General features: G+C 72.5%; 16 protein-coding genes. 8 read left to right on the top strand and 8 right to left on the bottom strand.

Features of this window, described 5'->3' with window-relative positions; all coding sequences use genetic code 11:
* The first annotated feature begins 25 nt into the window (after positions 1 to 25).
* From B0I32_RS31245 to B0I32_RS31220, 6 genes are all read left to right on the top strand, one after another.
* The gene (locus B0I32_RS31245; protein ID WP_106245838.1) at positions 26 to 3,550 is read left to right on the top strand and encodes an ATP-binding protein; all 3,525 of its coding nucleotides are present in this window, start codon (positions 26 to 28) and stop codon (positions 3,548 to 3,550) included.
* 261 nt (positions 3,551 to 3,811) lie between these two features.
* Complete coding sequence (locus B0I32_RS31240; protein WP_106245837.1) at positions 3,812 to 6,175, top strand: beta-xylosidase/alpha-l-arabinosidase; 2,364 nt, start codon at positions 3,812 to 3,814, stop codon at positions 6,173 to 6,175.
* A 176-nt stretch (positions 6,176 to 6,351) separates the two neighbouring features.
* Positions 6,352 to 7,158 (top strand): ABC transporter permease, encoded by an 807-nt coding sequence (locus B0I32_RS31235; RefSeq protein WP_245956138.1) that lies wholly within the window; start codon positions 6,352 to 6,354, stop codon positions 7,156 to 7,158.
* Positions 7,155 to 8,033, top strand: a complete 879-nt coding sequence (locus B0I32_RS31230) for a carbohydrate ABC transporter permease (protein ID WP_106245936.1) — start codon at positions 7,155 to 7,157, stop codon at positions 8,031 to 8,033. Before B0I32_RS31235 ends, B0I32_RS31230 begins: the two co-directional genes overlap by 4 nt.
* Positions 8,034 to 8,083: 50 nt before the next feature.
* On the top strand, positions 8,084 to 9,730 hold the full coding sequence (locus tag B0I32_RS31225; RefSeq protein ID WP_106245834.1) for an ABC transporter substrate-binding protein: 1,647 nt from the start codon (positions 8,084 to 8,086) through the stop codon (positions 9,728 to 9,730).
* A 52-nt stretch (positions 9,731 to 9,782) separates the two neighbouring features.
* The gene (locus tag B0I32_RS31220) at positions 9,783 to 10,472 is read left to right on the top strand and encodes a YesL family protein (protein ID WP_106245832.1); all 690 of its coding nucleotides are present in this window, start codon (positions 9,783 to 9,785) and stop codon (positions 10,470 to 10,472) included.
* Between the two features lie 39 nt (positions 10,473 to 10,511).
* On the opposite strand, the gene B0I32_RS31215 is transcribed toward B0I32_RS31220, so the two are convergent.
* From B0I32_RS31215 to B0I32_RS31200, 5 genes are all read right to left on the bottom strand, one after another.
* A complete protein-coding gene (locus tag B0I32_RS31215; RefSeq protein WP_219912088.1) occupies positions 10,512 to 12,545 on the bottom strand; it encodes an alpha-glucuronidase in 2,034 nt (677 codons plus the stop codon).
* Between the two features lie 139 nt (positions 12,546 to 12,684).
* A complete protein-coding gene (locus B0I32_RS31210; protein WP_326627660.1) occupies positions 12,685 to 13,317 on the bottom strand; it encodes a response regulator in 633 nt (210 codons plus the stop codon).
* A complete protein-coding gene (locus B0I32_RS31205; RefSeq protein ID WP_106245830.1) occupies positions 13,295 to 14,446 on the bottom strand; it encodes a sensor histidine kinase in 1,152 nt (383 codons plus the stop codon). Before B0I32_RS31205 ends, B0I32_RS31210 begins: the two co-directional genes overlap by 23 nt.
* Before the next feature lie 3 nt (positions 14,447 to 14,449).
* A complete protein-coding gene (locus B0I32_RS57975; protein WP_181307963.1) occupies positions 14,450 to 14,620 on the bottom strand; it encodes a hypothetical protein in 171 nt (56 codons plus the stop codon).
* Between the two features lie 73 nt (positions 14,621 to 14,693).
* On the bottom strand, positions 14,694 to 15,284 hold the full coding sequence (locus tag B0I32_RS31200) for a hypothetical protein (protein WP_106245828.1): 591 nt from the start codon (positions 15,282 to 15,284) through the stop codon (positions 14,694 to 14,696).
* A 231-nt stretch (positions 15,285 to 15,515) separates the two neighbouring features.
* On the opposite strand from B0I32_RS31200, the gene B0I32_RS31195 reads away from it, so the two are divergent.
* Positions 15,516 to 16,535 carry a LacI family DNA-binding transcriptional regulator gene (locus tag B0I32_RS31195; protein ID WP_106245826.1) on the top strand — a complete coding sequence of 340 codons (1,020 nt, stop codon included), beginning with the start codon at positions 15,516 to 15,518 and terminating at the stop codon, positions 16,533 to 16,535.
* A 50-nt stretch (positions 16,536 to 16,585) separates the two neighbouring features.
* Here B0I32_RS31195 and B0I32_RS31190 read toward each other — a convergent pair whose 3' ends face one another.
* Positions 16,586 to 16,783 carry a ferredoxin gene (locus tag B0I32_RS31190; RefSeq protein ID WP_106245824.1) on the bottom strand — a complete coding sequence of 66 codons (198 nt, stop codon included), beginning with the start codon at positions 16,781 to 16,783 and terminating at the stop codon, positions 16,586 to 16,588.
* Positions 16,780 to 17,484: a TetR/AcrR family transcriptional regulator gene (locus tag B0I32_RS31185; RefSeq protein ID WP_106245822.1), complete on the bottom strand. Its 705-nt coding sequence runs from the start codon at positions 17,482 to 17,484 to the stop codon at positions 16,780 to 16,782. Before B0I32_RS31185 ends, B0I32_RS31190 begins: the two co-directional genes overlap by 4 nt.
* A 298-nt stretch (positions 17,485 to 17,782) precedes the next feature.
* On the opposite strand from B0I32_RS31185, the gene B0I32_RS31180 reads away from it, so the two are divergent.
* Positions 17,783 to 18,832 (top strand): TerC/Alx family metal homeostasis membrane protein, encoded by a 1,050-nt coding sequence (locus B0I32_RS31180; RefSeq protein ID WP_106245820.1) that lies wholly within the window; start codon positions 17,783 to 17,785, stop codon positions 18,830 to 18,832.
* A gap of 10 nt (positions 18,833 to 18,842) precedes the next feature.
* On the opposite strand, the gene B0I32_RS31175 is transcribed toward B0I32_RS31180, so the two are convergent.
* A complete protein-coding gene (locus tag B0I32_RS31175; RefSeq protein WP_106245819.1) occupies positions 18,843 to 19,418 on the bottom strand; it encodes an NUDIX domain-containing protein in 576 nt (191 codons plus the stop codon).
* Positions 19,419 to 19,518: the final 100 nt, after the last annotated feature.

Genomic DNA, 19,518 nt, shown 5'->3' with positions numbered 1-19,518 from the left:
GGCTTCACCTGGGTGGATAGGTTGGATGGCGATGGTGACATTCGGGGTGCTGGGCCCGCTGACGGCCCGCGACGACCGGGGCCCGATCCGGCTCAAGGGTCCGCGGCACCGATCCGTGCTGGCGCGGTTGCTGGTGGCCAGGGGCCGGGTGGTGCCGGTGTCGTGGCTGATCGACGACCTCTGGGACGTTCCGCCCGCGGGCGCGCTCGGAGCCCTGCAGACCTTCGTCGCCGACCTGCGCAAGGCGCTCGAACACGGCCGCCCGCCCCGCGCCCCCTCCCGCCTCCTGATCACCTCACCTCCCGGCTACGCGCTGCGCACCGAACCCGGCGAGGTGGACGCCCTGCGCTTCGAGTCGCTGCTGGCCCAGGCCGCCGACCTGCCCGCCGAGCAGGCCCGCGAGTCGCTCGACACGGCGCTCGGGCTGTGGCGGGGGCCCGCCTACGCGGAGTTCGCCGACCAGGGCTGGGCCGTGGGCGAGGCCGCCCGACTGTCCGAACTGCGCCTTCTGGCGGTGGAACGCCGCGCGTCGGCGGTGCTGCGCTCGGGCCGGGCGGCCGAGGCGATCCCCGATCTTGAGGCCCACGTGACCGGCCACCCGCTGCGCGAGGACGGCTGGCGACTCCTGGCCCTGGCGCTGTACCGGACGGGCCGGCAAGGGGATGCGCTGGGAACGTTGCGGCGAGCCAGGAAGGCGCTCAGGGAGGAACTCGGCGTGGACCCCGGCGAGGACCTGCGCCACCTCGAAGCCGACATCCTCGCCCAGTCCCCCCACCTGACGGCCGGCCCGTCGGATCACCGCTTCCCCGGCGCGACGACACCGGATCCGGGCCCCCGGGTCCTGCGCGCACCCGACGCCCTCCGCAACGAGCCGGACCAGCCGGCTGCCGGACCCGCCGACCAGATCCCGCGCTCACACCGGCCGGGCTCCGGCGGGCGTCCGTTCGTGGGGCGCGTCGCGGAGTTGGGGGAGCTGGAGCGGGCCGCGGCAGGTGTGGTGGCGGGGCGCTCGGGGCTGGTGCTGGTTTCGGGTGCGGCGGGCGCCGGCAAGACCGCGCTGCTACGTACGCTCGCCCGGCGGTTGGAGCGCGACGGCTGGCACACCGCGTGGGGCAGCAGCCCCGAACTCCCAGGCGCACCCGCCGCCTGGCCATGGGCTCAAATCCACGCCAACCTCACCGCCCCCGCCGCCGCAAGGGACGCCGGCCCCGCCGCGACGGACGCTGCGAGTTCGTCTGTGTCGGACAGGGACGAGGGGGACGGGTGGTCGGGAGGGGGGTCGCAGGGTGTGTGGTTCAGGCGGCGGCGGGGGATCGTCGCCGCCATCGCCGCCTTCGCTGCTGAGCGACCGCTGCTGCTCGTCCTCGATGACCTGCACTGGGCGGACGAGGAGACCCTTGCCCTGCTCACCATGCTGGCCGCCGAGCTCGGTCCCGCTCCGGTGCTCGTGGTGGGGACGTACCGTTCGACCGAGATCTCACCCGGGCTGGGTGAGACGCTGGGCAGGGTCGCGCGGGCCGAGCCGACGCGGATGTATCTGGGCGGCCTCGCCGAAGCGCAGGTACGCGAGCTGGTCCGGGCCGTCGCCACCCGCGAGATGAGTGACGGCGACGCCCGCACGATCCACGCGCGCAGCGGCGGGAACCCGTTCTTCGTGCGGGAGCTCACGAGGGTGTGGGAGAGCGAGGGTGAGCAGGCCCTGCACACCGTTCCGGCCGGGGTGCGGGACGTCATCCGCCACCGCCTGGCCGCGCTGCCGGACGTCACCCGCACGCATCTGCGCCAGGCCGCCGTGCTCGGCGATGAGGTCGACCTCGACGTGCTGATCCCGCTGACGGGAGCGGACGAGGACCGGGTGCTGGACTCGGTGGAGTCCGCCCTGCTCGCGGGCTTCCTGGTCGAGCGGGACGCCGGCCGGTCGCGGTTCGCGCACGCCCTGGTGCGGGAGGCCCTGTACGAGGACATCCCGCACGCCCGGCGCGCCCGCTGGCACGCCACGGCCGCCGGGATCGTCGAACGCCTGCGTCCCGGCGACGTGGAGGCCATCGCCCACCACTGCCTGCGCGCCCGGGGCCGGGCCGGCGCCGCCCGTACGGCCCGCTACGCCCGTGCGGCGGCCGAGCGCGCCGAACGGAGATCGGCCCCGCACGAGGCGGCCCGCCTGTGGCGCGAGACGCTGGCTGCCCTGGACCAGGTTTCCGCCGAGCGCCGGGATGCCGCCCAGAGCTGCGAAGACATGCTCCCAGCTCAGAACGGCAGTGGCGGTGACGTCAGGAACAGCGATGGCGGGGGTGTGCGGGAGCGGCTGGTGGCGGTCATGGGGCTGGGCAGGGCGCTGGCCGTGTGTGGGGAACTGCCGGAGTCGCGGCGGTTTCGGGCCGAGGCGGTCGGTGCGGCGGAGGCGATCGGGGATCCGGTGCTGACCGCGAAGGTGATCGGGTCGTTCGACGTGCCCGCCATCTGGACCGCCAACGACGACCCGGCACTGTCAGCGCGGCTCGTGGACGCCGCCGAGCGTACGCTGGCCGCTCTGCCTCCCGGGCACGAGCGTGAGCGGGCCCGGCTGCTCGTCACCATCGCGATGGAACGGCGCGCGGACCCAGGGCGGCGTGGGGAGCGGGCGGCGCGCGAGGCCGAGGAGATCGCGCGCAGGTCCGACGATCGCACGCTGCTGGCCTATGCGCTCAACGGCCGCTACATGCAGAGCTTCCATCGGGCGGGGCTCGCCCCTGAGCGCGCCGCGATCGGCGCCGCGCTGCTCGGGCTGTCCGACGGGCACGACGAGATGGTGACGTTCGCGGTGCTGGGGCGGCTGGTCCTGCTCCAGGCCAGTGCCGCGCTCGCCGACCTGGACGCGGCGGACCGGCACGCGGAGGTCGCCGACCGGCTCGCCGAGCGTCATGACCTTCCGCTGGTGGGGGTCTTCACCACCTGGTACGCCGCCCTCCGCCTGGCCGCGCTGGGCCGTACGGACGAGGCGCGCACCGCCTACCGCACGGCCGCCGCCCGCCTCGGCGGCACCGGCATGCCCGGCGTGGAGGACGGCATCCTGCCACTCGCCCTTCTCTGCCTGGAGGTGGGGGAGGGGGTCGATCCCGGTCGGTCCCGGGAGGCGGCGGCCGGGGCGTGGTGCCGGCGGGATGGAGGGCCGGCCGGGGTGGTGGAGCTGGCGGGGGCCGAGTGGGGGCCGTACGAGGGGTGGGCCAGGCCGTTGGTTCTGCTCGCCCAGGGCCGGCGCGGCGAGGCGTTCGAGGCTGCCCGCGCCGTCCCGGACTCACCGCCCGACCTGCTGTTGGAGGCGCGGACCTGCCTGCACGTCATCGCCGTCGTGGCGACCTCCGAAGGGCCGATCGACCCCGCCGGTCGCCGGCTGCTCGAACGGCTCCGTGAACGGCTGTTGCCGGCCGAAGGGGAGCTGGCCGGCGCGGGCAGCGGGCTGGTCACCCTGGGCCCCGTCGCCCTGTATCTCGGGCACCTGGCCGCGGCCCTCGGCAGGCGGGACGAGGCCGCCGGATATTTCCGGAAGGCGGCTTCTGTGGCCGGAGCCTGAGCGGCTCCCCCGTCGCCGGCTCCGAAAGTTTCGGGCAAGTTTATGGGAGTCGAGTGTCCCACCCCGCCGTGAGCTGCGGCGAGACTGAAACGAAACAACCCGTAACACAGCAGGTTGGCGGCACTCTTGACACGCCATGACTGGCCCTTTATGTTGCCGCAATATTAAATGGATTTACCTCGAAAACTTTCGGCGTCAGCCCCGCGCAAACACCACCCGCTCTCGCCGCGGACGGCGCCGTCGTTCGGCCGAAGGGATGGCATGAGGGGCCAGGTACCAATCGACGCGAGCTCGGCGTCCGGCGAGAGTGACCGGTGGCGGGACACGCGCCTGTCACCCGCCGAGCGGGCCGGTGCGCTCGTCCCGCTGATGACTCTTGAGGAGAAGGTCGCCCAGCTCGTCGGGGTGTGGGTCGGCGCCGACGCCTCGGGGGGCGGCGTCGCCCCGCACCAGACCGACATGGGCGGCGGCCCCGAGTGGGACGACGCGATCCGGCAGGGGCTGGGCCAGCTGACCCGGCCGTTCGGCACCGCGCCGGTCGATCCGGTGGCGGGCGCCAGGTCGCTGGCCGCCTCGCAGGCCGAGATCGTCGCGGCCAGCAGGTTCGGCATCCCGGCCCAGGTGCACGAGGAGTGCCTGACGGGCTTCGCGGCCTGGCGGGCGACGGTGTATCCGGCGCCGCTGAGCTGGGGCGCCTCGTTCGACCCCGACCTGCTGGAGGAGGTGGCCGGCCGGATCGGCCGCTCGATGCGGGCCGCGGGCGTGCACCAGGGGCTGGCCCCGGTGGTGGACGTGACCAGGGACTACCGCTGGGGACGCACCGAGGAGACGATCGGCGAGGACCCGTACCTGGTCGGCATGCTCGGCGCGGCGTACGTGCGCGGCCTGGAGGGCGCCGGGGTGGTGGCCACGCTCAAGCACTTCGCCGGCTACTCCGCCTCCCGGGGCGGCCGCAACCTGGCGCCGGTCCAGATGGGCCGCAGGGAGCTGGCGGACGTCGTGCTGCCGCCGTTCGAGATGGCGCTGCGGCTGGGCGGCGCCCGGTCGGTCATGAATTCCTACGCCGAGATCGACGGTGTTCCGGTGGCGGCCGACGAGAGCCTGCTGACCGGGCTGCTGCGGGACGAATGGGGCTTCGACGGCACGGTGGTCGCCGACTACTTCGCGGTCCGGTTCCTGGAGCGGCTGCACCGGGTCGCCGCCGACGCGGGGCAGGCGGCGGGGCTGGCGCTGCGCGCCGGGATCGACGTCGAGCTGCCCACGGTGGACGCCTTCGGCGCGCCGCTCGTCGAGGCGGTCAAGGCGGGAACGGTGGACGAGGCGCTGATCGACCGCGCCCTGCTCCGCGTGCTGACGCAGAAGGCGGAGCTCGGCCTGCTCGACGAGGGCTGGCAGCCGCTGCCGGGGCCCGCCGAGGAGGTCAGGCTGGACGACGAGGAGAGCAGGGAGCTGGCCCTGCGCCTGGCGCGCGAGGCCGTCGTCGTCGTCCGCAACTCCGACGAGATCCTGCCGCTGGCTCCCGGCCGCCGGGTGGCGCTGGTGGGCCCGGTCGCCGACGACCCCATGGCGATGCTGGGCTGCTACGCCTTCCCGGCGCACGTGGGCCCGCACCCCGAGCACGGCCTCGGCCTGGACCTGCCGTCCCTGCGCGAGGCGCTCGGCGGGCTGGTCCCCGGGCTGGCGTACGCGCCGGGCTGCGACATCACCGGCGACGACACCTCCGGCATCGCCGCGGCGGCCGAGCTGGCCGCGGCGAGCGACGTGTGCGTGGTGGCCGTCGGCGACCGCGCCGGGCTGTTCGGGCGCGGCACGTCCGGCGAGGGCTGCGACGCCACCGACCTGCGCCTGCCGGGTGTGCAGGCGGAGCTGGTGCGGGCCGTGCTGGCGACCGGCACGCCGGTGGTGCTGGTGCTGCTGGCCGGCCGCCCGTACGCGCTGGGTCCGGAGCTGGAGCCGGCCGCGGCCGTCGTGTACGGCTTCTTCCCCGGCCAGCGCGGCGGCCAGGCGCTGGCCGAGGTGCTGACCGGCGCGGTGAACCCGTCGGGCCGCCTGCCCGTCAGCGTCCCGCGCGACGCGGGCGGCCTGCCCTCGACCTACCTGTCGCCGCCGCTCGGCCAGCGGACCCAGGTGTCGTCCGTGGACCCGACGCCCGCGTACCCGTTCGGGCACGGCCTGAGCTACACCACGTTCGAGTGGAGCGACGCCCGCGTCGCGGGCGGGGCCGAGCAGTGGGCGGTGGACGGTGAGGTGAGCGTCGAGGTCACGGTCCGCAACACCGGTGCGCGCGCCGGCGCTGAGGTCGTCCAGTTGTACCTGCACGACCCGGTGGCGCAGACGACCAGGCCCGTCGTCCGGCTGATCGGCTTCGCCCGGGTCCCGCTGGAGGCGGGGGAGAGCGCGCGGGTGAGCTTCACCGTCCCGGCCGACGTCACGTCGTTCACCGGCACGCGCGGGCGGCGCGTCGTCGAGCCGGGCGACGTCGAGCTGCGGCTCGGCCGCTCCAGCTCGCGGTTCGAGGCGAGCCTGCCGCTGCGCCTGACCGGCGCCGAGCGTGAGGTCGGCCACCTGCGGGAGCTGCGGGTGCCGGCGCACATCGACCGCGACTCACCGGAGGGCCGAGGATGACCACACCCAAGACGCTGGACGCGGCCAGGCCGGCGCCGCGCTAGGAGAGACCGGCGCCGGGCCGGCGCCGGCGCCCGCCCGCCGGTTCGTGGCGGGCCGCGTTCCGCCGCGACTGGCAGCTGTACTCGCTGGCGATCCTGCCGCTGCTGTTCTTTCTGATCTTCCGGTACGCCCCGATGATCGGGAACGTCATCGCCTTCAGGAAGTTCGAACCGGGCGGCAGCATCTTCGGCGAGGAATGGGTGGGCCTGCGGTACGTGAAGCTGTTCCTGAACGACCCGACGTTCTGGAACGTGTTCACCAACACCCTGGTCCTCGGCGCGCTGACCCTGATCTTCTGCTTCCCGCTGCCGATCGTGCTGGCCCTGCTGCTGAACGAGGTCAGGCGGCGCACGCTCAAGCGGTTCCTGCAGTCGGTGTCGTACCTGCCGCACTTCCTGTCGATGGTGATCGTGGCCGGCCTCGTCATGCAGATGACGTCGCTGGACGGGCCGATCAACGCCTTCCTCGACTTCGTGGGCAGCGAGAAGGTCTCGTTCATGCAGGACCCGGGCTGGTTCCGGACGATCTACGTCAGCTCCGAGGTCTGGCAGACGGTCGGCTGGGGCACGATCCTCTACCTGGCGGCGCTGACGACCATCGACGACCAGCTCTACGAGGCGGCCAGGATGGACGGCGCCGGCCGGTGGCGGCAGATCTGGCACGTGACGCTGCCGGGCATCCGGCCGACCGCGGTCACGCTGCTGATCCTCAACATCGGCACGTTCATGGCGGTGGGCTTCGAGAAGGTGCTGCTGCTGTACAACCCGCTGACGTATCCGACCGCCGACGTGATCTCCACCTACCTGTACCGGATGGGCCTGGAGGCCAGCAACTTCAGCTACGCGGCGGCCATCGGCCTGTTCGAGGCGCTGGTCGGGCTGGTACTGATCCTCTCGGCCAACGTGATCTCCCGCCGCACAGTTGGGACGAGCCTGTGGTGACAACGCACGAGCTGACCCGGGGTTACCGCGTCTTCCAGTGGTTCAACGGCCTCATCCTGACCGGCGTCGTGGTGGTGACGCTCTATCCGTTCGTCAACATCCTGGCCCGTTCGTTCAGCAGTCAGGGCGCCATCAGCGCGGGCGAGGTGAACCTCGTTCCCAAGGGGTTCAACCTGACGACGTACCGGATCGTGGCCTCCGACCCGACGTTCTGGACGAACTACCGCAACACGGTGGTCTACACGGTCGTCGCGACGTTCATCGCGATCGTGATGACGACCTCGTACGCGTACGTGCTCTCCAAGAAGCACCTCAAAGGCCGCAAGGCGCTCATCGGCATCGCGGTCTTCACCATGTTCTTCACCGGCGGCCTGATCCCGAACTACGTGCTGATCACCGGCCTCGGCATGAAGAACTCGATCTGGGCCATCGTGCTGCCCAACGCCATCAGCGTCTTCAACCTCCTGGTGATGAAGGCGTTCTTCGAGAGCCTGCCGCAGGACCTGGAGGAGGCGGCGGCGATCGACGGCCTCAACACCTACGGCATCCTCTGGAAGATCGTGCTGCCGCTGTCGAAGGCGGTCCTCGCCACGATGATCCTGTTCTACGCGGTCTCGTTCTGGAACTCCTGGTTCCAGGCGTTCCTCTACATGAACGAGTCGGATCTGTTCCCGGTGACCGTCTACCTGCGCAACCTCATCGCCGGCGCCACCGGCTCGGACTCCTACGGCGCCGCGGCGACCGAGGTGACGCAGGCGGCCGCCAACATCCAGGCGGTGACGATCGTCCTGACCGTCCTGCCCATCCTCGTGATCTATCCGTTCGTCCAGCGTTACTTCGTCTCCGGCGTCATGCTCGGCGCGGTCAAGGGCTGACCTCCCGGCGCCTCCCCACCCAGCAGAACCACGGGAAAGGATCCCCCCACATGCGTGACATCTCGCGGCGTCAGGCGATCATCGGCCTCAGCGCCTTCGCCTCCCTCGCCCTGACCGCCTGCGGCAGCGACAGTGAGGCCCCCGCGAAGGGCGCGGACATGTCGGCCAACAAGGCAGGCGCGATGGCGAGCTACGGCGTCGGCCAGCAGTTCAAGGCCACCGAGCCGGTGTCGTTCAGCATGCTCTACAACAACCACCCGTTCTACCCGATCAAGAACGACTGGCTGTTCTGGCAGGAGCTCACCAAGCGCACCAACGTCACCATCACCCCGACGACGGTGCCGCTCAGCGACTACGAGAAGAAGCGCAGCCTGATCATCGGCGCCGGCGACGCGCCGCTGATCATCCCGAAGACCTACCACCCGCAGGAGGAGGCGTTCGTCGCCTCCGGCGCCGTCCTGCCGGTCAGCGACTACTTCGAGCTGATGCCGAACTTCAAGGACCGCGTCGCCAAGTGGCAGCTCCAGCCCGAGCTGAACTCGATCATGCAGTCGGACGGCCGCGTCTACCTGCTGCCCGGCCTGCACGAGAACGTCTGGGTCGACTACTCCTTCGCGGTACGCACCGACATCCTGGACAAGCTCAAGATCGAGATCCCCAAGACCCTCGACGACTTCTACGCCATGCTCAAGGCGATGAAGGCGGAATATCCCGACCTCTACCCGATGACCGACCGCTGGGGCGTGCCCACGCCGGGCGGCAACATCATCAAGCTGATCGCCCAGGCGTACGGCACCAAGGGCGGCTGGGAGTACCAGCACGCCATGTGGGACGTCACGGCCGGCAAGTGGGCGTACACGGGAGCGATGCCGCAGTACAAGCAGACGCTGGAGTACCTGAACAAGCTGGTGAAGGAGAAGCTGCTCGACCCCGAGAGCTTCACCCAGCAGGACGACGCGGCCAAGCAGAAGTTCGTCTCCGGCAAGTCCTTCGTGATCAGCACCAACGCGCAGTCGCTGATCAACGACTACCGGGGCCCGCTGACCGAGAACATCCCCGAAGCAAAGATCGTCAAGATCCCGGTCCCGCTCGGGCCGATCGGCGAGTACAAGATCGCCACCCGGCTGGAGAACGGCATCATGATCTCCAAGAAGGCCACGGAGAGCAAGAACTTCGTCGCCATGATGCAGTTCATCGACTGGCTCTGGTACTCCGACGCGGGCCAGGAGTTCGGCAAGTGGGGCGTCGAGGGCACCACGTTCACGAAGGACGCCTCGGGCAAGTACAAGCTCGCCAAGGACGTCGACTTCGTCGGCCTGAACGCGGGCGCGCCTAAGCACCTGCAGAAGGACTTCGGCTTCGGCAACGGCGTGTTCGCCTACGGCGGCCCGACCGCGCTGCTCGAATCCACCTTCTCGGACGAGGAGCTGGAGTTCCAGAAGGTGATGAACACCCGCAAGCCGTGGCCGGTCGAGCCGGCCGCGCCGTTCACCGAGGAGGAGCGCGAGCAGGCCTCGCTGTGGGAGACGCCGCTGAAGGACCACGTCACCCAGAACACGCTCAAGTTCATCCTCGGCGAGCGCGACCTCAGTGAGTGGGACGCCTACGTCAAGGAGCTGGAGTCCAAGAACTCGACCTCCTACCTCAACCTGGTCAACACCGCCTACGAGCGCTTCAAGAAGGAGCACGGCAGCTGATCCCGCTGTCCTCCGCGAAGCGAAGCAGCCCCGGCAGCAGAGGAGACACACGATGAGCGACGTGGGAGCGGCACGGCGGTTCGGCACCGGTCCGCTCTCGCGGGTCTCCGCGCTCGTCTACACCCTGATCGTCGTCGAGCTGCTCATCCTGCTCACCGCCGTGCCCGGCCTGGTGGCGCTCGTGCTGCTCGACCGGTCCGCCGGCAACGTGCCGCTGGCCGCCGCCTGTCTGCTCCCCGCCGGCCCGGCGCTGTCCGCCGCCCTGTACGCGCTGCGCCACCGCAGCCGCGAACTGGCGGACCTGCGCCCGGCCGGCGCGTTCTGGCGCGGCTACCGGCTCAACTTCGCCGGCGTGCTGAAGATCTGGGCGCCGTGGCTGGCCTGGATGGCCGTCGTGGGCACGAGCCTGGCCAACTTCGCCGCCGCCGGGGTGCCGGGCTGGTGGGCGGTGCTGCTGGTCGCGGTCGCGGCGGGGTCCACGCTCTGGGTGGTCAACGCGCTGGTCATCACGTCGCTGTTCGCGTTCAGGGCGGTGGACGTGGCCCGGCTGGCCGCGTACGCGCTGGGCCGCTTCCCGCGCGCCACCCTGGCCGACGCCTGCCTGCTCGTCGTGGCGGCCGGGGTCACGCTGTTCGCCTCCGAGGCGGTGCTGGCCCTGCTGGCCTCGGTGCTCACCGCGACGCTCCTGTGGAACGCCGGCCCGATGATCACCGAGGTCCAGCAGCGGTTCACCCGCCCGTAGCGGCCGTTTCACCGGTCGGCGGCCGTGGCCGCCGACCGGTCAGTGGATGCGGCGGCCGTGCGCGTCGGGGACGCCCGACTTCCGCAGGAAATAGGTGTTGACCTGGTCGCGCCACTCCTCCGCCGAGCGCACCTGCTCGTCGAGCAGCTCGCTCACCCGCCCGTGCAGGGCCGCGTCGACCGTCTTCGTCCCGTCCAGCTCCGCCCAGCGCGCCCGCATCGCCGCCGCCTCCTCGGCGCCCGCGAAATGGGCGTCGTAGATGTGCTGCACGACCGTCGTGCCGCTGTGCAGCACGTGCCCGTACGGCACGTGGTGGAAGAAGAGCAGCAGCTCGTCGGGGCACTCGGCCAGGGACTCGTACACCTCCGACCAGGGCGCCGGGTACTGGCCGGTGTAGCCGGTGCCCGTGGCCCGGGTGCGGTCCACGCCGATGCCGTCGCGGTCGGCGAAGTGGTACGTGCCCCACTGCGTGTACTCGTACCCGTCCACGTCGGGGCCGTAGTGGTGGCCGGGGCGGACCATGAAACAGACGCCGAGCGGGGCCGTGTAGCGCTCGTACGTCCGCCACGAGCCGTCCATCAGCTCGTGCAGCGTGCCGCGCAGCCGCTCCGCGTCGCCGTCCTGGCCGACCGGGAACGTCAGGCCGATCCACTCGTCCAGGACGGCGGCCGGGTCCAGGCCCGGCTGCCAGGCCAGGCGGCCGAAGGCGTACAGGTTGGCCTGGGCCAGGGGGTGGCCGGTCCAGTAGGGGTCGTCGCCGACGTTGGAGACCGCGACCAGGCCGCCGCTCGTGGTCACGTCCGCCACCGCCCGCCCGTCAGGACCCCGGAAGCGGAACCCGAGCACCTCGCTCCACATCGGGGCCAGGTAGCACACGTGCCGCTGCTGGCCGGTGTACTCCTGCGTCACCTGCAGCTCCACCGCCAGCCGCGTGTTCGGCATGGCGCCGATCACCGGCGAGACCGGCTCGCGCGTCTGGAAGTCCAGCGGGCCGTGCTTGACCTGGAGGATCGCGTTGTCCCTGAACTGCCCGTCGAGCGGCGCGAAGTGGTCGTGGGCGGCGCGGGCGCGGTCTGTCGAGCGGTCGCGCCAGTCCTGGCGGTGGTTGTAGACGAAAGCGCGCCAGTGCACGACGCCGCCGTGCGGGGCGAGGGCGTCGGCGAGCACGTTGGCGCCGTCGGCGTGGCTGCGCCCGTACGCGAACGGCCCCGGCTGCCCCTCCGAGTCGGCCTTGACCACGTAGCCGCCGAAGTCGGGGATGACCGCGTAGACGCGCCCGGTCGTGCGCGCCCACCACTCGCGCACCCGCTCGTCCAGCGGGTCGGCGGTGTCCAGCCCGCCGAGCGCGACGGGGGAGGCGAAGTTGACCGACAGGTGCACGCGGATGCCGTACGGACGGAACTCCGCCGCGATGGCGGCCACCTCGCCGAGCCGGTCGGTGAGCAGGCGGGCCTCGGTGGCGTGCACGTTGACGTTGTTGATCCCGACCGCGTTGATCCCGGTCGCGGCCAGGAGCCGCGCGTAGGCCCGCACCCGGGACAGGTCCTCGTGCTGGACGCCGTCCCGCCAGAAGATCGAGCCGCCCGAGTAACCGCGCTCGACCTGGCCCATCACCGGATGCACGTCGATGTTGTCCCAGTGGTCAAGCATGCGCCGGCGCAGCGCCGGCCGGTGCGCCTCGGCCGGCCGTGACGCGCCGAACGCGGCCGCACCCTGCCTGACCACCTCGAAGAACCCGTACAGCAGGCCCGCCGGGTCGTCGGCCAGCACCACCGTGACGCCGTCCTGGCGGGCCAGCAGGAAACCCTCGGCGCCGATCTCCGGCCCGGCGACCGCCTGCGCGGCGGGCGGCAACGGGCCGGCCGAGGTGAGCGCGAGCACCAGGTCGGCCGCCTCTCCCGGCCCCGCGATCGCGCCGCCGTGGCGGGCGCAGGCGTCGGCCACCTCGGCCCGCACGGTCCTGGCCGGCGCCGACTCGTCGGCCTGCACGAGCGTGCGGCGCGAGCCGATCGCCGAGAACGCCTCGGGCGGCAGCCAGGCCGGATGGACACCGATCAGATGGGGGATGGTCACGGGGGCTCCTCAGGTCGGGCATCTCCGGACAAACGAATCTACCGGTGCCCATCACGCCGCCCCCGGGCGACCGCGCGGCAAGATCCACCGGTGCGACCCGTCCGACGCCGGCGTGGCCGGGTTCGGGCGTCGTGGGGTGTCAGGTGAGGCGGTCGCGGGCGTAGTTCGCGGCCTCGGTGCGGTTGCGGACGCCGATCTTGGCGAAGGCGTTGTTGATGTGCGTCTTGACGGTCGTCCCGGCGATGAACAGGCGGGCGCCGATCTCGGCGTTGCTCAGCCCGCGGGCGATCAGCCGCAGCACCTCCACCTCCCGCGCCGTCAGCCCGTCCGGGCACTCCGTCACCGGCTCGGGCACGCCCCGCGACAGCGCCTCCACCAGCCTCCTGGCCGCGGCGGCGGAGAAGGTGGACTGCCCGGCGGCGGCGGACCGCAGCGCGGCCGCGATCTCCGCCCGCCCCGCGTCCTTGGTCAGGTAGCCGCGCGCCCCCGCCAGCAGGGCCGAGTCCACCGACCGGTCGTCGTCGTACGTGGTCAGCACCACCACCGCCACCGCCGGATGGTCGCGCACGATCCGCCTGGTCGCCTCCACGCCGTCCATGACGGGCATGCGCAGGTCCATCAGCACCACGTCCGGCGCCAGCTCCGCCACCAGGGCCAGCGCCCGCTCGCCCTGCGCCGCGTCGCCGACCACCTCCACGCCGTCGACCAGCCCGAGCAGGGCCACCAGACCCTCGCGCATCGCCTGCTGGTCATCGACGACCAGGACCCTCACTCGGCACCTCCGCCCGTACCTCCCAGAACCCGCCGACCGGGCCCGCGCCCAGTGTCCCGCCCGCCAGCGCGACCCGCTCCCGCATGCCGGACAGCCCGTACCCGGACGCGACGGGCATGTCCGTCTGTGCCGCTGGGTTGCTCGGGAGGTCGGGCGGGAGGGGGTTGCGGATCGTCAGGCGGACGGACTGGTCCCCGTACGACAGGTCGAGCGTGACCGGGCGGCCGGGCGCGTGCTTGGCGGTGTTGGTGAGCGCCTCGCGCGCCGTGCGCAGCAGGCAGACCTCCGCCGCCGGCGTGATCGGGCGGCGCGTGCCCGTCGCTCGCAGCTCGGCCCGTACGTCGTGGTCCCGGCGATGCTCGGTCACCAGCAGCCTGAGCGCGTCGGGCAGCGGCGGCACGTCCTCGCGCAGCGCCGCGACCGCCGCCCGCGCCTCGACCAGCCCGTCACGGGCGAGCCCCCGCGACCGCCTGATCCTGGCCACCGCCCCCGCCACGTCACCCCGCTCCGTCAGCAGCGCCTCGGCCACGTCGAGCTGCACCCCCAGCGCGCCGAGTGAGTGGGCGAGCACGTCGTGCAGCTCCCTGGCGATGCGGGCGCGCTCGTCCAGCGCCAGCGCCCTGGCCCGGTCCTGCAGCGCGCGCCGGTACTGCCGCCGCTGCGCCGCGAACAGCACCGTGCAGACCATCACCGCCCCCTGCGTCACGATCGACCGCGCCGACTGGCCGAACCAGATCATGTTCCCCGTCATCAGCACGAGATCGACGGCGGCGACCGCGACGACGGCCGTGACGGGCGGCGTCAGGTGCGCCACGAACAGCAGCAGCATGGCGAACGTGAACACCGTGGGCGCCGCCGACTCCGACCCGGTCACCGCCGAGGCCACCGCGGACCCGGCCGCGAGCAGCCCCACGGCCGCCCGGGGCCGGCGCCCGTCGAGCAGCACGAACGCCAGCCAGCAGGCCATCGCCGCGCCCAGCGCCGACCACACCAGCACGGGAGCGCGGACCGGCGCGGCCACCAGCAGCGACCACGCCAGCGCGAAGCTGATCAGGACCCTGGCCAGCCGCCCCGTCTCGGGGTCGTCCGCGGACAGCAGCCGCGCGACCCGCGCCCACACCTCGCGCATGACCTAGTGGGAGTCCCTCAGGCTGAGAATCATCTCCACCACGATAAGGCGGAACGCGACGAACCCGGCCAGCACCACCAGGCCCACGACGACGAGCGTGATCAAGAACTTTCCGTTCACTTTTCCCCCTGTGGCGTCCAGCAGCCACTTCAGTAGTTCGAACCGTTTGTCCATGCCTCGAACGGTAGGAACGGCGAGGGGTGGAGCGGCACCTACGAAGGGTGGAGCCGGGGGTGGAGCCGAGGGGCTAGTACCAGGTCCGATCGGAGGCGCTCCCGGGGACGCTGCCGGGGGACGGTGTCCGGGTGGCGCGCGGCCTCGGCTGCCTGACCAGGGGCGCCAAGGTGGAGACGATCCGCGGCGCCGGGCTGAGCGCCGGGGCCGGCGGCACGTAGCCGCGCTTGCGGGCGGGCCCCGGCCGGCGCGTGGCGGGCGGCGCGGAGGCGCCGGGAGCGTTGGTGGCGGCCGGGCCGTCCGGTGAGACGGTGGCGTCCGGATCGGCCGTCGTGGTGGGGGCGGTCTTCGGCGAGCCGGCCGGGGTCGGGCGGGACGTCACCCCGTACGAGGACGTGGTCGGGCGCGGGGTGGGCGCGGAGGGACGCACGCCGGAGACCGTCGGCCGCGGGGTGGCGGCGGCCATCGGCACGCGGACGGCCTCGGGCCGGCGGTCGTGCTCGGAGCCGGGCAAGGGATCGAGCGTGGTGGAGCCGCCCGGCAGCGTGATCAGGAAACCGGCCAGGGCCAGCTGCAGGACGCCCGCCAGCACCGTGGAGACCCGCAGCACCAGCCCGCGGCGCCGCCTGCGCGCCACGGCCGGATCGGGGGGCGGGGTCAGCACGGCGTACGCGTTCCAGCCGAGGCCATGCGGCGGGTCCTCCGGGGGGTGGGGCGGGACGGATGCACTTGATCTAGGCATGGATGCGCACGGCGGTCAAGCGGAACCGAAGAAGATCACTGTAGCCGCGTCGCGGGGCACGAGCGGCGGCCGGCCGTTCGTGTACCGGTCCATGACGGTCAGGAACGGCTGCGCTATGATCGCAGCGACGCACAAGGCTCGCGGCGAGGGACGATGTCGAGCATCAAAGAGGTCGCCCGGCTCGCCGGGGTCTCCGTCGGCACCGTGAGCAACGCGCTCAATCGCCCGGAGCTGGTGGCGCCCGACACCCTGCGCAGGGTGCGGGAGGCGATCGAGCGGCTCGGCTACGTGCGCAACGGCTCCGCCAGGCAACTGCGCGAAGGGCGCAGCCGCACCATCGGGCTGGTGGCGCTCGACCTGGCCAACCCGTTCGTCATCGACGTGCTGCGCGGCGTCGAGGGCGTGGCCCAGGGCGCCGACGTCACCGTGATGGTCTTCACCAGCAGCAAGGACGCCGCCCGTGAGGCGGGGCTGCTGGCGACGTTCGAGGAGCAGCGGCCGCTCGGCGTGCTGATCACCCCGGTCAACGACCGCGGCGAGGAGGAACGGCTGCGCCGGCTCGTCGCCCGCGGCATCCCGGTGGTGCGCTTCGACAGCTCGGCCCGCTACAGCCAGGGCTGCGCCGTCGCGGTGGACGACGTGCTCGGCGGGCGGCTGGCCGGCCGGCACTTACGCGAGCAGGGGCACCACCGCATCGCCTACGCGGGCGGCCCGTTCACCGTCCGCCAGGTGCGCGAGCGTCACGACGGCCTGGCGAGCGTGCTCGGCCCCGGCGACGCGCTCACCGTGATCCCCCTGCCCGACCTCACCGTCGCCACCGGCAGGACGGCCGGCCAGGAGATCGCCGGCCTGCCCGCCGCCGAACGGCCCACCGCGGTCTTCTGCGCCAACGACCTGGTCGCGATCGGGGTGCTGCAGGAGATGACGCAGCGGGGCCTGCGGGTTCCCGAGGATCTGGCCATCATCGGCTACGACGACATCGACTTCGCCGCCGCGGCGGCCGTGCCGCTGTCGTCGATCCGCCAGCCGCGCGAGCAGCTCGGCCACACGGCGGCGCAGCTCCTGCTCGAAGAGGCCAACGAGCCGGCCGGTCACGAGCACCGGCTGGTCGTCTTCCAGCCCGACCTGATCGTCCGCACCTCGACGGCCGCGCCGTCGCGCGCCGGGCACTGAGCCCGCGCCGGGCGCCGACCTTGCGCCGGGCGCTGAGTGGTGCGGCGGGGTCAGGCCGGGTCGGCTTCGATGGCCTGCTCGGGGCAGTTGACCACCGCCAGGCGCGCGTCCCGCTTCTGGTCAGGGGCCACGAGGCCGTCGCCGAGCACCCGCCCGTAGCCCTCGTCGTCCTCGCCGAACAGCTGGGGAGCCAGGTCGTAGCAGCGGCCGTGGCCCTGGCAACGTTCGGGGTCGATGTGCAGTTTCACGCGATCTCCGTCGGGTCGGCGAGCCGCTCCGACGGCTCGTCCAGGTACGTGTTCACGGGCTCACCCACCGTCTCATCCGCGCGCCCGCACGCGGGCCCGTTCCCGGCGGTCCGGTCCAGCGGGGCCAGGCCGGCGATGATCCGGGTCAGCAGCGCGGTCCACTCGGCGTCGTCCACGTGGTGCAGCGTCGGAGTGACGACCGCGCTGCCCATCGCGAGCAGCAGGCAGAAGTGGGCCAGCGCGTCGGGCGACAGCCCGGGGTCGATCTCGCGGTCGCCCTGCCCGGTGCGCAGCAGGTCGGAGATCCACTCCGCCCGCTCGCTCATGTAGTCGCGCATGGGACCGGCCACGCTCTCGTCCCTGCGCGCCGCGACCAGCGCCTCCACGATGAGGTAGCCGTCGGGGTCGCGGTCGCGGGGCAGGGCGCGGCCGAGCTCCAGGAGCAGGTCCGTGGCCGACCGGTCGGGGTCGCCGGCGAACAGGCTCTCCAGCCGCCGCCGCGCGTGGGCCCGCAACGCGGCCACGAGCAGCTCGGCCTTGGACCCGAAGTGCGCGTAGAGGGCGCCGTTGCTCACCCTGGCCGCCGCCGCGATGTCCGCCACGCGGGTGCCGTCGTAGCCGTGCTCGGCGAAGGCGTCGGCGGCGGCGCGCAGCAGCCGCTCGCGCGTCTCGGCGGCGGTGACCCCAGCGATGCGTCCCATGAAGGAATTTAAAAAGTCGTTCAATTGGCCCGTCAAGCCGCCCGGCCGCCCGCGCGGGCGAAACCGCGCGACGCCCGGCTCATGCGGGCCTGCCGGCAGCACCAGATTACGCGTGATCGCCGCCGCCCGGGACGGCCGGGGTGTCGCGATGTCCGAATCTCATCTACTCTGAACGCGGCGAGGGGAGTACTTCCCAAGTGCCGACCCGGTCAGTACGGACGTCCCGGGCGTCCCCGGGCGGCCGCCCGCAAGGGTGAAGGAGACCTCGAACGAGAAGTGCGTTCGAGGGAGGTTTCCCATGTCCGCGGGGACGATTTCGCATGCCGTCGCGCTGCCCACCATCGCCTCACCCGCTCTCTGGACCATCACGGTCGCGGCCCTGGTGCTGCTGCTGACGCTGGACCTGATCCTCACCCGCCGCCCGCGCGAGGAACGGATGCGCGAGGCGGTCGGCTGGTCGATCTTCTACCTGCTGCTGCCCGTGCTCTTCGGCGTCTACCTGTGGGCCGACCACGGGGGCGGCGTGGCGGCCGAGTTCTTCACCGGGTTCGTGGTGGAGAAGTCGCTGTCGGTCGACAACCTGTTCGTGTTCATGCTGCTGCTGGCCGCCTTCGCGGTGCCGCAGGCGCTGGCCAGGCGGGTGCTGCTGTACGGCATCGTCGGGGCGCTGGTCCTGCGCGCCGTCTTCATCGCGCTGGGCGCCGCCGCGCTGCAGAGCGGCACGTGGGCGTTCCTGCTGTTCGGCGCGATCCTCATCCTCACCGCCGGAAAGATCCTCAGGGACGTCATGACCGGGCACGAGCAGGAGGTGGACATCTCCTCCATGCGCACCGTCCGGCTGGTACGGCGCTTCGTCGCGGTCACCGAGGACTACCGCGGCTCCCGGCTGGCCGTACGCGAGCAGGGCCGGCTGGCGCTGACCCCGCTGGCGCTGGCGGCGGTGGCGATCCTGGCCACGGACATCGTCTTCGCGGTGGACTCGGTGCCGGCCGTGTACGGCGTCACGGAGGACCCGTTCCTGGTGTTCGCCACCAACGCGTTCGCGCTGCTGGGGCTGCGTGCGCTGTACTTCGTGCTCAAGGGCGTGCTGACCAAGCTGCGCCACCTGAACCACGGGCTCAGCGTCATCCTGGCCTTCATCGGGGTCAAGCTGCTCCTGCACTGGGCGCACGGCGTGTGGGCCCAGGTGCCGGAGATCCCGACCCTGGCCTCGCTCGGGGTGATCGTCTCCGTCCTGGCCGTCGTGACGGCCACGAGCCTGCTCGCCAACCGCCGCGACCGGCTGCGGGCCGCTCCAGAGCGGGCCGGGAGCGCGGAGCCGGTGCAGGAACCGGCGGGCGAACGGTGATCGACGCCGGCTAGTGGGCCGGGCGGGCCTGGAGGAGGTCGGCCAGGAAGTGCAGGAGGGCGGCCGACGTGGTCGCCGAGGTGATCGCCTGCTCCTCGATCAGCGCCTGGACCCGCAGCATCGGCACCCACTCGGCCCGCTCCCGGCCCTCGTCGCCGTCGTCCTGGCTCGCGTCGTCGCGGGCCTCCGGCGCGGTCACCGGGGCCGGGGCGGGCTCGGGCTGGTGGGCGGCGAAGACGATGTGCTCGCAGTCGGCGACGTCGCCGGCCGGGCGGATCCGCATCAGCGGCAGCAGCGGCCCAGGCCGCAGGCCGGTCTGCTCCTCGACGTGCCGCGCCGCCGCCTGCTCGGGCTCCTCCTCCGGCCCGATCTCGCCGAGCGGGATCTCCCAGCCCCACGTGCCGGTGATGGGCCGGTGGCGCCACAGCAGCAGCACCCGCCCGCCGTGGAAGACGACCGCTCCGGCGGCCCGTGGCGTGCGGATGAAGGGCCGCTCCACGCGCTCACCGCCGGTCAGCTCGACGTCGGCGACCCGGAGATCGACCCCGTTCGCCGCGTAGAGCAGTCTCTCCGACCGCCGCCGCATGTGATGCTCCTCACCCGTGCGCCGAGGCTTACTCCTCCGTATACCGTTTTGCCCGATTTCACGACAATACGCACCGGAAATGGCTATGCCCCGTCCATCG

This window comes from Nonomuraea fuscirosea (assembly GCF_003001935.1).
GTDB lineage: Bacteria > Actinomycetota > Actinomycetes > Streptosporangiales > Streptosporangiaceae > Nonomuraea > Nonomuraea fuscirosea.
The sequence above is the reverse complement of the archived record's forward strand: the minus strand, read 5'-3'. Positions and strand labels throughout refer to the sequence as shown.